The sequence below is a fragment of the Hyalangium sp. genome, assembly GCF_045802625.1.
Taxonomy (GTDB): domain Bacteria; phylum Myxococcota; class Myxococcia; order Myxococcales; family Myxococcaceae; genus Hyalangium.
The window spans coordinates 59,420-72,394 of record NZ_JBJMQP010000156.1 but is presented as its reverse complement, the minus strand read 5'-3'; the positions used below and the strand labels follow the sequence as shown (position 1 = coordinate 72,394).

The following is a 12,975-nucleotide window of genomic DNA, read 5'->3' as shown; positions in this document are numbered from 1 at the left end:
TCGACAGATGGGCGCGCATCTCGACGGAAGGTTGGTTAGCCTCGGCTCGGGAGGCTGGCGCACATGGAGAACCTCGACTCGCGGCTGGAGCGGTTGGAGCGTGGATACCGGCGCATGCAGGGCATCGCCCTGGCTGCCATGGTCCTGGCGGGCTTGGGCCTGGGCGCGGCCGTCCTCAAGGGCGAGGGGCGCGCTGAGTCGCTGGTGGTCTCTCGGCTGACGCTGGCGGATGCCCGGGGCCACCCGCGGGCCACGCTCTCGGCCGAGGCGGACGGGAGCGCGGGCCTGGTGCTCAGTGACGCCGCGGGCAAGCCGCGAGCCCTGCTCGGCGTTTCCCAGGATGGTTCGCCGAGGCTGCGGTTCTCCACCGCCGAGGGGAACACGCTCGCCGAGCTCACCGTGTACTCGAACGAGGCGCCGCGCCTGGCGTTCGCGAAGAACGGTGGGGCGGAGTTCTTCGCCGTGGGCCTGTTCGCCGATGGCTCGTCCCGGCTGGAATTGGCGGATGCGGACGGCAGGCCCCGCGCCATCCTCAATGCGGACGAGCACGGCTCGCCCGGGTTGCTGCTCGTGGACCGGCTGGGGCAGCCTCGGGCGACGCTGCGGGTGTCTCCGTCCGACAGCGCCAGCCTGGTGCTGGAGGGGCACGACGGCGAGGTGTTCCGAGCGCCCTCCACCGTGGAGTGAGGCAGGTTACTTCTCCAACGCCAGGACATCAGGTCAGGACGCTGGGGGTTGAGCTGGTGGAGCTGCAGGCGGTGCGGCAGGCGCAGGCGGAGCAGCATGTGCTGGCACAGGCGGCAGGAGCTTGAAGCCACGCTGTAGCAGGAAGCCCAGTCGATCCGTGATGTCCCACGACTCGACGATCTTTCCCTGCCGCATCCGGAAGAGGGACTGCCCCTGGAGCGTCAGCTGCTTGGGCTTGCCCGCATCGTCCAGCGTCTTGGCGTCCGTCCCCGTTGCCTTCCAGTGGATGAGCACCAGCTCTCCGTCTGCCAGCAGGTGCTCGATGTCGAAGCGCAGGTCCGGCAGCGCGGCGAGGCTCGCCTCCGCCTGCTTGCGTACGAAGTCCGGGCCCTTGGCCTCCGGTGGCGCGCCGGGCGACTCATCCACGAAGTCCTGCGCCACATACACGGGGATGCGGTCGAGCTGGCGCTGGTTGTAGATCTCCTCGGTGAAGGCTCGGGCCAGCCGCTTGTTCTCCTCTTCGGCGACGAGGTTCCGAGTTCCTGAGGTGGTGGTGGCGCAGCCCGTCAACAGCGTGAGTGTCAGCAGAAACGTGAGTCGGTTCATGGGAGCCTCGAGTGTGCTACCGGCCCAGGCTCGCGTCAGCCGTGTCCTCACGCCATTGTCCACCGCATGGCGACAGACCCTCCAGCTGTCAGCGAACGTCAGCGCGGATGCGTGACGCCGACCTGACGGCACATGGACAGCACGGGGCAGGTGGAGCACTTGGGCCGAGTCCCCGTGCAGACGTGCTTACCGAAGGGCACCAGCAGCCGGTTGAGCTCGATCCAGTACAGCCGAGGGAGCCGCGCCTCCAGCGCCGCCAGGGTCTGCTCCGGCGTGCGCGCCTGGACGTAGCCCCAGCGGTTCGTCACCCGGTGCACGTGGATGTCCACGCTGATGGCCTCGTGCCCGCAGGCGATGCCCAGCGCCAGGTGGGCGCACTTCGGGCCCACGCCCTTGAACGACTGGAGGACCTGCGCGTCGCACGGGAGCTGGCCGTGGAACTCCTGCACCGTGCGCACCGCGATGGCGTGGATCTGCTTCGCCTTCGGTTCGGGGAACGTCACCGGACGGATGAGGGACTCGAGCTCCCGCGTCGTCAGCCGGCTCATCGCCTCCGGAGTGCGCGCCCGTTGGAGGAGCGCCAGGGACGTGGGCAGGCTCACCTCGTCCCGAGTCCGGATGGACAGGATGCAGGCCACGAGCTGCTCGAACAGCGTGGTGTGCCCCTGGGCCGCCAGCGCGAACATCGCCGCGTCCGCGAAGCTCCGGACCGTCTCCCGGATGCGGGCCAGCACCACCTCGATGTCGAAGGGCTCTTTCTCCGTTTCGATGCTCCCCATGGGTTGGGTGGAAAGTAGGCTACCTATCAAGTAGGGGCAAGTCCTGACGATGGGGAGAGCATGCCTGGGGCATAATCCCGCGGCCCGAGACACGGGGATGCTGCGCAGGGAGAGGGACCACGATGGGAATCATGCTGCTGCACGCTTTGCTGCTGTTTGGACCGACGACCCAGGGCGCCGCCCCTGTGAAGTCCGAGGTGCTCGTCTGTACCCAGGCCGTGAACGGGGAGTGCAAGAAGAACGAGACCGCCATCCCGCTCGGCACCGATGACATCTACGCGACGTGGGTGACGAACACGCCGCCCAAGCGTGGGAGCACCCTGGTGGGCACGTTGATCGCCGAGGACGTGGGCGCCGCGCTCCCGTCGGGCAGCCGGATTCTCGACAAGGAGTTCAAGGCGGATGTGCTCAACACGCTCGGCGGGCTCGCGAAGCACTTCACCTTGAAGCTGCACTTCAACAAGCCGAACCCGGCCTGGCCAGCGGGGTGGTACCGCGTCGAGATCACCCAGGATGGAACGCTCGTGGGCACCGGCCGCTACCAGGTGCAGGGGCCCAAGGCCACGGTCCCGCTGGTCCAACTCGGGCTCTGCGAGCAGAACCCGGCCAAGGACTGCGCGGACGTGAAGACCGCGTTCAAGACGGACACGCCGGCGCTCCTGGCGATCGCCCGGTTCTCCACCCCGCCCAAGGCTGGCAGCAAGGTGACGACGAAGTGGATCGCGGTGGACGTGGGCAAGGCCGCCCCGCCCAACACGCTCATCGACCAGACCGTGATGGACGTGACCGAGCAGAACCGGAATGTCGCCAAGGACCACCGCTTCACGGTGAGTGGCCAGCTGACCCGCCCCACCAAGGGATGGCCACCCGGCCACTACAAGGTCGATTGGACCCTCGACGGCCAGCCGCTAGGCATGTCCGAGTTCCAGGTTCGCTGAGCTCTCCTGGGTATGAGTCCTGCTAAGTCGAGCGCTTGTTGGGACCGCCGTGGGTTCCGAAGTCACCCGTGCCTCGCTTCTGCGGGAACACCTCCGTGTCGTCCCGGCGCTCGCGCCCCTGGCCCGAGACATCTCCCGAGTCCACCTTCGGCTGCCGCTGTTCCTTGCCCTCGTCCGCGTGCAGCTTCTTCTGGCCCTGATCCTGATCCTGCTGTGCCATGCGCCACCTCCTCCCGTACAAGATGGGGATGGGGGACAGGTGCAGGGAGGGAGGCCCGGCCAGCAGGGGAGGAGGGAAGCCCTGGGCTGGCCCGCTGCGAAGCCGCTCAGAGGCTCGAAGGGGCCTTGCTCAGGTCCAGCGTGTAGAAGCGGTTGCAGCCGAAGTGCCCCGTGCTCCCCATGGCCTGGGGGATCCGCCCGAAGCCCAGCCGCTCGTACAGCTTCTGCGCCTGGTCCATGCCCGTGAGCGTCTCCAGGTAGCAGAGCTGGTAGCCCGCCTCCTTCGCGAAGGCCAGGCACCGCCGCAACAGCTTCTCTCCCAGGCCGCGCCCTCGCGCTTCCTTCAGGAAGTACATCTTCCGCAGCTCGCACACGGACGGGTCTCCCCCCGCCAGCGGCGCGATGCCGGCTCCGCCCTTCACCCGGCCCTCATGCTCCACCACGAAGTACCCATGCCGGGGTCGCGAGTACGACGCGCTCATCGTGCCCACCTCCGCGTCGTGGATGGCGAAGCCCGGGCCACTGGCTCCGAACTCCGGCATCACGCCGCGGATGATGGCGGCCACCGCCGCGTCGTCTCTCGGCTCGATGGGACGAACCACCCACTCGGTGCTCATGCCGCTCACCGTTCCACAGCCCACCCGAGTTGGCCAGTGACTCGTGTGACGTCGCGAGTCCTCCGGGCCGCGGGCGATGGCGCAGTGCGTTTCGAGTAGTCAACGGTATGCCTACCCGCCTGGAGAGAAGGACGAGCAGACCTCGTGCGGGGTGGATTCGCGTCCGGCAAGCCCCTATACACCCGCGGAACCCCTCAGGAGTCCTGGCACATGGCCAACAAGGTCAAGGCAGTTCTCATCGGTGGTACGGGCTACGGCGGCGCGGAGATCCTCCGCCGGCTTCTCTTCCACCCGAACGTGGAGGTCACCCGCATCACCGCGGTGGATAACATCGGCAAGAAGGTGGGCGACGTCCACCTCAACCTCGCCGGCCTCACCGAGCTCACGTTCCAGCAGTTGGCTCCCGCCGAGGCCGTCAAAGGCGCGGACGTGGTCTTCCTGGCCATGCCCCACAAGACGACCGCCCAGGTGGTGATGGAGATCCTCTCCTCGGGCGTGCGCATCGTGGACCTGTCCGGCGACTTCCGCCTGAGAGATCCGGCCGCCTATGCGAAGTACTACGGTGTCGCCCACCCCGCGCCCCAGCACCTCACGGACGGCACCTTCGTCTACGGCATGCCCGAGCTCAACCGCGAGGCCATCCGCAAGGCGCGCTACATCGCGAGCCCCGGCTGCTTCGCCACCACCATCGCCCTGGGCCTGCTGCCGCTGGCCAGGGGCGGCAAGCTGCGCGGCCCCGTCCACACCGTGGCGGCCACGGGCTCGTCGGGCAGCGGCGCCAACCCGCAGATCACCACCCACCACCCGCTGCGCGCCAGCAACCTGCGCACCTACAAGCCGCTCGAGCACCAGCACATCCCGGAGATCCTCCAGACGCTGCGCAACGCCGGCGGCTCGGAGGACCTGTCGCTGGAGTTCGTCCCGGTGTCCGCGCCCCTGCCGCGCGGCATCTTCGCCACCTCGTTCGCGGACGTGCCCGCCTCCACCACGCAGGAGGAGCTGGATGCGCTGTGGAAGGAGACCTACGGCAAGGAGCCGTTCATCCGCATCATCGGCGGCGGGCGGCAGCCCGAGGTGGTGGGCGTCTCCGGCAGCAACTACGTGGAGGTCGGCTTCACGCTCGGCCCCGTCACTGGGGAGACGCGCCGCGTGGTGTGCTTCTCCACGCTGGACAACCTGGTCAAGGGCGGCGCCGGCCAGGCCATCCAGAGCTTCAACGTGATGATGGGCTTCGATGAGCGGGCCACCCTCGCCGAGCCGGGGCTGTGGCCGTGAGCGGGCTCGGGGCCTTCAAGGGCCGCTGGTTCGTGGTGAAGATCGGCGGCGAGCTGGCCTCCGACAAGCCCAAGCTGGCCGCCAGCGTGGGCGCCGCCGTGCGCGCCTTCCTGGACGCCGGAGTCCGAGTCGCCGTCATTCATGGCGGCGGGCCGCAGGCGACCGAGCTCACCCAGAAGCTGGGCCTGACGCCAAAGATGGTGGGCGGGCGCCGCGTCACCGACGAGGCCACCCTCGAGGTGATGAAGATGACGCTCGCGGGCCAGGTGTCCGTGGACGTCGCCGCCGCGTTCCGGATTGCCGGAGTGCCGGCGGTGTGCACCACGGGCGTGTCCGCGGGCCTCATTGATGCGCGCAAGCGGCCGGCCAAGGTGATTACGGGCGCGGGACCGGATCCGATTGATCTGGGCCTCGTGGGCGACGTCACCGAGGTGAACACCGCGCTCTTCGAGAAGCTGTCGGACGCGGGGCTGGTGCCGGTGCTGGGCTCGTTGTCCGGGGACGCTCAGGGCAACGTGTTCAACATCAACGCGGACACGGTGGCCACGCGCGTGGCGGCGAAGCTCAAGGCGGCCAAGCTGTTCCTGGTGTCCAACGTGCCGGGCGTGCTGGCCAACAAGGATGATCCGTCCACGCGCCTGCCCACGCTGACGCCCGCCGAGGCCAAGGCGAAGATCGCCTCCGGCGTCATCCAGGGCGGGATGATCCCCAAGGTGGAGGAGAGCCTCGCCATGCTCGAGGAGGGCATCGAGGCGATCCACATCGTCGGCATCTCGCCCGCGACGGCGCTGCTGGGCGAGGCCGAGAAGGCGGGGAGCTTCGGCACCGCGTTCCTGCGCGGCTGACGGCGGTTCCCGAGCCGGAGCGCGGCTTCAAATGAGGCTCTGATCTGGAGCCTCAGCCCTGGTAGGACTCGTCCTGTTCGATGCGGCTGAGCACCCAGTCGAAGTCGCCCGAGCTCACCCGGGCCGAGCAGTGCGTGCAGTTGCCCGCCAGGTTGATGGCCAGCGGCGCGCCACACGAGGGGCAGTGCTTGTCCGTGCGGGGCCGGCCCTTCGCGCTCGTGCCGCGGATGAGCGTCCAGTATTCGGAGTACTGGCGCTCGCGCGACTTGCTGCCACCCACCACATGACCGTCCGAGTCCCGCACCGTGTAGTCCAAGCCCGTGGCGAACAGCCGCACGGTGATGGCGTGGTAGTACTTGTCGCCCACCACTCGGGCGAGCTCCACCCGGGTGATGCGCGCTTTCTCCGTCACGTTGCGCAGCCCGGCCTGCTTGTAGGCCTCCATCCAGTAGAGCTGCATCTGGAAGAGGCTGTCGCTCACGTACGGGCGCGCGTGCTCCCACTGGCGATTGGACCAGGCGACCTGCAGCTCCTGGAAGATGAGCACGAGGCGCCCGGCGAGCGCGTTCCAGGACAGCTCCGGATCCTGCTCCAGCAGCGCCCCCAGGTGCTCGTTGACCCGAGGCTGCTTCACGGTGGGCAGGTCCGTGCCCTCCTCCGGGGTGTCACCGCCCAGCTGCGGGCCTCGGGCCTCACGCTCCTGCAACTCCACGGTGGCCACCACCCAGTCGAACTCGCCGGTGTCCACCTTCTTCTCGCAGTACGAGCAGGTGTTGCCCCGCATTCCCTCCAGCGGCGCGCCGCAGTTGGGGCACTTGAACACCCGTGCCGCATCCGGCGGGCGGGACTTCGCCGCCGTGCTGCGCGAGAGCGTCCATTCCTCGGCCACGTAGAAGCTCTGCTCGAAGCCGTTCGTGGAGACCTCGGTGTAGTTGGCCTCGAAGCGGATGCGCACGCTCACGGTCTGGCTGTCCGGCCGCAGGTTCGTGGCATCCAGGTACTGCATCGAGCCCACCACCACGGCCTTCACGTGCACGGGCTGGCTGATGCCGCTCAACGTCTGACGCGCCCCCTGCGAGAGGTACGCGGCCAGCGTGTCCACCCGGCCGCCACCGCGCGCCTCGTGGGCCTTGGCGTACAGCGCATAGAGGAAGTCCTCGAAGGGGACCAGCGAGAAGTCCGGATCAAACGGCACCGGCCTGCCATCTGGCCCCGGTGGGCCCGCGGTGCGCAGGCGCTCCAGCAGCTTCCGCGCCGAGACCGGGCGCGCCCCGGGCGCGAACCCCACGACGTCCACCGGGCGCGGAGGCGGAGCGGCCGTGCTCCAGTCTTTACCCTGCTTCTGTGATCGCTGTGCGCTGGCGACCACTGCCATGATGATCATCACCATCATTAGCAGGAAGCAGAGGCCGCCGAAGGCGCCGCCCACGGAACTCCCGGAGCCGGAAGAGCTGGAACCGGAGTAGCTCCCCGAGGAGCTGGAGTGGCTCCCCGAGGAGGAGCTGGAGTAGCTGTGGCTGCTCGAGGAGCTGCTGGAGAAGCCCCTGCTTCCGGAGGAGCTGCTGCTGGAGGAGCCCCGGTAGGTGTTGCCTCCACCCGGGCGCGCCTCGCCTTGCGCGGCCACGAGCACCAGCGCCAGCAGCAGCGGCGCGAAGAAAGCCAGAGAATAGGAAAGGGAGCGTCTCATGGGTTCACGCGGCATGCGGAGCGTCGGGGAGCTCGTTGACGTCATCGGCGGAGCGCGGGAGCGCCTGCTCCAAGGGGGGTGCCATCAGGCGCAGCGCCTGGAAGAAGGGCTCCGCGTCCTCGGCGGAGGCGACCGCGGCGGACAGCTTCGCCTGGAACTCCTCCCACTCCTTGCCCAGGGCAGCGGGATCCACCCCGATATCCGCCACCACCTCCGCGCGCCGCTCGAAGATCGACACGAACACGAGGATGCCGGTGCGCCCCGAGGTGCGTGACACGCCGAACTCCACGAAGGCCGCTCGCGCCGCCGTCCGCACGTTCTCCTCCAGGAGCTTCCGTGAGGTGAGCCTTCGGCGCAGCCCGGGAAGGATGGCGCACAGGCCGGCTCCCGCGGCGAAGGACAGCGCGACGTCCACGGGGAAGTACTCGAGCTCGAAGTCGATGGGCAGGTAGAGCATCGCCACCAGCGTGGCGATCGACAGCACGAAGCCCACGAGGTAGTCCGTGTGCCGGTACTGGCCCGAGGCCCGGCGCACGGCGACGACCACCTCGGCGGAGGTCCGGGCCTCGATGGCCTTCACCTCGGCGGCGGTCTTCTCGCGGGTGGCTTCTTCAAAGAAGGCTTTCGCCCACATGGGTGCTCTCCTGGGGTTCCAGGCCTGAGAGTATGAGGCAGGAGGCTCTATGTCCCCAACCTGGCAGGCGGATTTCACGTTGACCCAAGAGGACGCTGGCCAGCTGATCGAGCGCCAGTTCCCGGAGCTCGCCCCGGTGAGGCTGGAGCCACTGGGCTCGGGCTGGGACAACGCGGCGTATCGGGTGAACGGACAGTGGGTGTTCCGCTTCCCACGCCGCAAGATCGCCGTGAGGCTGTTGGAGAATGAAGGCCGCTTCCTCCCACGGCTGGCTCCCCACCTGCCGCTGAGCATCCCGCGGCCGGTATGGCTCGGCCACCCCGAGGAGCGCTTCCCGTATCCGTTTGCTGGGTACGCGCTGCTGCCGGGGCGCACCGCATGCGCGGTCAACTGGACGCCCGAGGAGCGCCAGCGGAACGCCGCGCCGCTCGGGAGCTTCCTGGCGGCCCTGCACGGCATCCCCGTGGATGACGAGGCGTTGGCCTTGGGGCCGCGGGACGAGTTCGGCCGCGCCGACCTGCGCAAGCGCGCGCCGATGATTCTGGAACGGCTCGCGCAGGTGGAGTTGGACGTCCCGGAGGTTGATGGCGCGGCGGTGCGTGACTGGGTGTCACGGCTGGTGGAGACACCGCCGTGGACCCGGCGACCCTGCTGGGTGCATGGAGACCTGTACGCGAGGCACCTGCTCGTGGATGAGCACCACACCGTGTCCGGGGTGCTCGACTGGGGAGACGTGCACCTGGGGGATCCAGCGATCGATCTAACGCTCGCGTTCACCTTCCTGCCTCCGGAGGCGCGCGGGGACTTTCGAGCGGCCTACGGAGAGATCGACGAGGCCACATGGGACCGAGCGCGCTTCCGAGCGTTCCACTATGGGGTGGTGCTGCTGGAGTACGGGCGGAGCGAGGCAGACGAGGCCATCACGAGGGTCGGCCTCGATGCGCTCCGCTACGGCGCCGCCGGATGACCTTCCATCATGCGGTCGCTCCCTCTGTGAGTGCGGTTGCGATGTGTTGGCTGTTTAAAACATCCAGGTGCCGTGTGGCCACGCGATAACCAGCGGCGATCCATCCGAAAAGGCTCTCGACAAGCCAGGGCAGTGGCGAATGAACGCCACCGCAAGGAGCCACCCCCCCGCATGTGGATCAAATCGTCTCCCGCACCCTGGACTCTCGCCTTGACCCTGGCCCTGTGCGCGGCCCTCGCGCCTGTCTCCCAGGCGCAGGCCGCCGACCCGCTGTCATTCCAATTCACCGCGGATAAAGCGGGTTACACGCGCAGCGAACAGGCCGTGCTCACCATCCAGGTGAAGAACACCTCGGCCCTGCCGCTGGTGATCAATTTCTCCAATGGGCAGCAGTATGACTTCGCGGCGCGCGACGCCAGCGGCGCCACGGTCTGGACCTGGTCCACCGGCAAGAGCTTTGATCCCTCGGGCTCTCAGCGGGTGCTGGCCGCGGGCGAGACCTGGACCCTCCAGGAGACCTGGGCCTTCGTCACCGACGGCGGGCAGGGCGTGCTCGACGGCAGCTACACCGTGAGCGGGACGTTCCTGGGCAACTACGTGGGGAAGACGGGCTCCAAGTCCGGCGAGCAGGCCGTGACCCTGACGACGCCGGATGCCCTCCAGGTCACCTTCACGACGGACAAGAGCTCCTACGGGCGCCTCGATACCGCGACGCTGACCCTGACGGTGACCAACACCGCGCCCTACGCGCTGACGGTCGACTTCAACTCCGCCCAGCTCTATGACTTCAGCGCCACGAGCTCCTCGGGCACCACGGTCTGGAGCTGGTCGAACGGCAAGACGTTTGATCCCACGCCGCAGGAGATCGTCCTGGCTCCGGGAGAGTCCCGGCAGTACCAGACGACGTGGGGGCTGACGCAGAACAACGGGCTGGCCGCCCCGAGCGGGACGTACACGGTGCGCGGCACCTTCCTGGGCATCTACTACGGACAGCAGGGCACCAAGGACGGCGCCGCCCAGATCCAGATCCGTCCGCTGCTGTAGACCGAGAGGGGAGGGGGCCCGGCGGTGGCTTCGCTGGGCGCCTGTCCTCCCGACGGGGGTGAGAGCGCGCCCTCGATCTCCAGGCCCAGCCTTGGGTTGCAACGGCTGCCCCTCGTCCCCAATGACGAGGGGAGGCCCAAGGTGCTGGCGTGGCTCCCGGAGGCGAGATGCGGCAGCGGATTGACGATTACGCCTTGCTGGGCGATTGCCACTCCGCGGCGCTCGTGGGACGTGACGGCTCCATCGACTGGGCGTGCTTTCCCCGGTTCGACTCGCCCGCGGTGTTCTGCCGCCTCCTCGATGTGCGCCGCGGCGGCTCCTTCCAGGTGAGCCCCGAGAGCACGTTCCGCTCCACTCGCCAGTACCTCGATGACACCAATGTGCTGGTGACGACCTTCACCACGCCGACCGGGGTGCTGGAGCTGACCGACTGCATGCCCATCCGCTTCGGCCGGGGGCGAGGGCCCCGCGTGGGCACCCCGCACTCGCTGCTGCGGCGGGTGCGCTGTGTCGGCGGCGAGGTGATGACGCGCGTGGTGGTGGCGCCGCGCTTCGAGTACGGGGCCTTCGCTCCGAGCGTTCGCCTCACCTCGGCGCGGACGGCGGAGCTGGTGGGCGGCGCGGACGCGCTCTGGGTGACGGCCACGCGCCCGCTGGTGGCGTACGAGAGCGCCCTGCGCGCGCACTGGCGGCTGCGAGCCGGAGAGGAGGCCTGGGTGGAGGCGGCCTGGACGCCCTCGCTCATCGAGCGCGCCGCGGAGGAGATGCCGGATCTCGCCACGCTGCGCCAGCGGCTGGAGGACACGGTGGCCTTCTGGCGAGATTGGATCTCCCGCTGCGCCTACGAGGGCGAGTACACCCGGCAGGTACGCCGCTCGGCGCTGGTGCTGAAGGCGCTGACGTACTTGCCCTCGGGAGCCATCGTGGCGGCGCCCACCACGTCCCTGCCCGAGGAGCCGGGGGGCGTGCGCAACTGGGACTACCGTTACACGTGGCTGAGGGACACGGCGCTCACGCTCATCTCGCTCATGCTGCTGGGCTACCAGGAGGAGGCGATTGCCTTCCGGCGCTGGCTGGGGCGCACCAGCGCGGGCCGTGTCGAGGACATCCAGATCATGTACGACATCCGAGGGCACCGGCTGCTGCCGGAGCTGGAGCTGGCCCACCTGGAGGGCCATCGGGGCTCGCGGCCGGTGCGCGTGGGCAATGGCGCGGTGAAGCAGCTTCAGCTCGATGTCTTCGGGGAGATGCTGGAGGCGGCGTGGCTGTTCGCGAAGATGGGCGGGCAGATGAGGCTGGGGACCTGGAACTTCCTGCGCCAGTTGGTGGATGGCGTGTGCGAGCGCTGGCGCCAGCCGGACCAGGGGCTGTGGGAGATCCGCGACGAGCCTCGGCACTTCATCCACTCGAAGCTGCTGTGCTGGGTGGCGTTGGACAGGGCGGTGCGCATCGCTCGGGCGAGGCGCTTTCCCGCACCCGTTGGGCGTTGGGTGCGCGAGCGCGAGCAGCTCCGGGAGTATCTGCTGGCGGAGGGCCGGCGCAACGGGTGGTTCGCCCAGGCAGTGGGCTCGGACCGGGAGGACGCCTCGGTGTTGCAGCTGCCCGCGCTGGGCTTCATCCCCGTGGCCCACCCGCTGATGAGCCGCACGGTGGAGGTGGTGCGCCAGCGGCTGGAGAAGGACGGGCTGCTCTACCGCTACCACGCGCCGGACGGCTTGCGCGGCGGCGAGGGGGCCTTCCTGCTGTGCTCCTTCTGGCTGCATGACGTGCTGGTGCACTCGGGGAGGACGCACGAGGCGGAGACGCTACTGCGGCACCTCATGCGACTGTCCAATGACGTGGGCCTCTACGCGGAGGAGGCGGTGCCGGGGACGGGCGAGGCGCTAGGCAACTTCCCGCAGGCCTTCACCCATATGGCCCTGGTGGCCTCGTGCGCGCAGCTCTCCGCGGGGCGGAGGTTTCAGCTGCCGAGGCCCGGCGCATACGACTTCGCGGACTTCGCGCTCACGTACCACCTGGGCCAGCGCTCCCTGTTCATGTCCCGCTTCTCGGCGGAGGCGCTGCAGTGAGGGCCTCGAGCGGGTGCGGCCAACAGGGAGAGGGTCGTTGCCTTGCGGTCACGGTGCTGGAGCGAGATGTTCTCTTCGGGTAGCGGGTGGTCACATCGCGCCTCCGCTCTCGCGTATTGAGGCGGATGGCGTGGCGGAGACGGCGGCGGCAATCGAACCCGCAACCAGGCGGGAGCAAACCCTACAAAAGTCTTACCGGTAAGACTTCCGTAGCCACTTCAGTGCCAACACCGCCGTGGCTGCGAGCCAATGTACGGATGGTGCGCGCCGGTTGCGAACTTCCACTGACCGTGGTCCACCAGACGCGGGATGCTCGGGTGGCGTGTACGCGAGAGCAAATCCACCTCGCGCGCCATTCGCGGATCTCCGGGGCCCATGGCGAGCTTGAGGGCCACGGGCTGGGCCTGTTGCTGCCCGACGCGCACGGCGCGGTAGACGACCCCATGGACGCCGCAGCCAGCCCTGGCCACCACCCGCCAGGAGCTCACCACGGAGCCCACAGGAAGATAGACGGGGTGGAGCGAGGGTGCTCCAAGCGGCCCAGATAGGATTCCCTCTCGATCGGGAATGTCCTATGCTCAACATTCGTCCACAGGGGGGATTCCATC

14 protein-coding genes and 1 tRNA gene are annotated in these 12,975 nt (G+C 68.8%); 7 read left to right on the top strand and 8 right to left on the bottom strand.

Annotation, left to right across the window (positions count from 1 at the left end; genetic code table 11):
• Positions 1–63 precede the first annotated feature (63 nt).
• Positions 64–687: a hypothetical protein gene (locus ACJ8AT_RS28410; RefSeq protein ID WP_407741025.1), complete on the top strand. Its 624-nt coding sequence runs from the start codon at positions 64–66 to the stop codon at positions 685–687.
• A gap of 33 nt (positions 688–720) precedes the next feature.
• Here the strand turns inward: ACJ8AT_RS28410 and ACJ8AT_RS28405 are convergent, their stop codons facing one another.
• The gene (locus ACJ8AT_RS28405) at positions 721–1,293 is read right to left on the bottom strand and encodes an ester cyclase (RefSeq protein ID WP_407741024.1); all 573 of its coding nucleotides are present in this window, start codon (positions 1,291–1,293) and stop codon (positions 721–723) included.
• Positions 1,294–1,391: 98 nt separating this feature from the next.
• Positions 1,392–2,072 (bottom strand): endonuclease III domain-containing protein, encoded by a 681-nt coding sequence (gene nth, locus ACJ8AT_RS28400; RefSeq protein ID WP_407741023.1) that lies wholly within the window; start codon positions 2,070–2,072, stop codon positions 1,392–1,394.
• Positions 2,073–2,194: 122 nt separating this feature from the next.
• Between nth and ACJ8AT_RS28395 the strand changes: the two genes are divergently transcribed.
• Positions 2,195–3,010, top strand: coding sequence for a hypothetical protein (locus ACJ8AT_RS28395; protein WP_407741022.1), 816 nt, complete (start codon positions 2,195–2,197; stop codon positions 3,008–3,010).
• 22 nt (positions 3,011–3,032) lie between these two features.
• Here ACJ8AT_RS28395 and ACJ8AT_RS28390 read toward each other — a convergent pair whose 3' ends face one another.
• Together ACJ8AT_RS28390 and ACJ8AT_RS28385 are read right to left on the bottom strand one after the other, a co-directional pair.
• Entirely contained in the window at positions 3,033–3,230 is a 198-nt protein-coding gene (locus tag ACJ8AT_RS28390; RefSeq protein ID WP_407741021.1) for a hypothetical protein, read from the bottom strand.
• A 106-nt stretch (positions 3,231–3,336) separates the two neighbouring features.
• Positions 3,337–3,846, bottom strand: a complete 510-nt coding sequence (locus ACJ8AT_RS28385; protein WP_407741020.1) for a GNAT family N-acetyltransferase — start codon at positions 3,844–3,846, stop codon at positions 3,337–3,339.
• Between the two features lie 210 nt (positions 3,847–4,056).
• Between ACJ8AT_RS28385 and argC the strand changes: the two genes are divergently transcribed.
• Both argC and argB read left to right on the top strand, forming a co-directional pair.
• Positions 4,057–5,121, top strand: a complete 1,065-nt coding sequence (gene argC, locus ACJ8AT_RS28380) for an N-acetyl-gamma-glutamyl-phosphate reductase (RefSeq protein WP_407741019.1) — start codon at positions 4,057–4,059, stop codon at positions 5,119–5,121.
• Positions 5,118–5,966, top strand: coding sequence for an acetylglutamate kinase (gene argB, locus ACJ8AT_RS28375; protein ID WP_407741018.1), 849 nt, complete (start codon positions 5,118–5,120; stop codon positions 5,964–5,966). Before argC ends, argB begins: the two co-directional genes overlap by 4 nt.
• 52 nt (positions 5,967–6,018) lie before the next feature.
• Here the strand turns inward: argB and ACJ8AT_RS28370 are convergent, their stop codons facing one another.
• On the bottom strand, positions 6,019–7,653 hold the full coding sequence (locus ACJ8AT_RS28370; protein ID WP_407741017.1) for a TIM44-like domain-containing protein: 1,635 nt from the start codon (positions 7,651–7,653) through the stop codon (positions 6,019–6,021).
• 4 nt (positions 7,654–7,657) lie between these two features.
• Positions 7,658–8,287: a hypothetical protein gene (locus ACJ8AT_RS28365; protein WP_407741016.1), complete on the bottom strand. Its 630-nt coding sequence runs from the start codon at positions 8,285–8,287 to the stop codon at positions 7,658–7,660.
• A gap of 49 nt (positions 8,288–8,336) precedes the next feature.
• On the opposite strand from ACJ8AT_RS28365, the gene ACJ8AT_RS28360 reads away from it, so the two are divergent.
• The 3 genes from ACJ8AT_RS28360 to ACJ8AT_RS28350 all read left to right on the top strand — a co-directional run bounded on the left by ACJ8AT_RS28360 (position 8,337) and on the right by ACJ8AT_RS28350 (position 12,367).
• Entirely contained in the window at positions 8,337–9,254 is a 918-nt protein-coding gene (locus tag ACJ8AT_RS28360) for a phosphotransferase (RefSeq protein WP_407741015.1), read from the top strand.
• A 210-nt stretch (positions 9,255–9,464) separates the two neighbouring features.
• The gene (locus ACJ8AT_RS28355) at positions 9,465–10,298 is read left to right on the top strand and encodes a BsuPI-related putative proteinase inhibitor (RefSeq protein ID WP_407741014.1); all 834 of its coding nucleotides are present in this window, start codon (positions 9,465–9,467) and stop codon (positions 10,296–10,298) included.
• Positions 10,299–10,465: 167 nt separating this feature from the next.
• Positions 10,466–12,367, top strand: a complete 1,902-nt coding sequence (locus ACJ8AT_RS28350; protein ID WP_407741013.1) for a glycoside hydrolase family 15 protein — start codon at positions 10,466–10,468, stop codon at positions 12,365–12,367.
• Positions 12,368–12,504: 137 nt separating this feature from the next.
• Here the strand turns inward: ACJ8AT_RS28350 and ACJ8AT_RS28345 are convergent.
• Positions 12,505–12,602: transfer RNA gene (locus ACJ8AT_RS28345), tRNA-OTHER, on the bottom strand.
• Positions 12,586–12,858, bottom strand: coding sequence for a hypothetical protein (locus tag ACJ8AT_RS28340; RefSeq protein ID WP_407741012.1), 273 nt, complete (start codon positions 12,856–12,858; stop codon positions 12,586–12,588). The genes ACJ8AT_RS28345 and ACJ8AT_RS28340 overlap by 17 nt, the downstream gene beginning before the upstream one ends.
• Positions 12,859–12,975 lie beyond the last annotated feature (117 nt).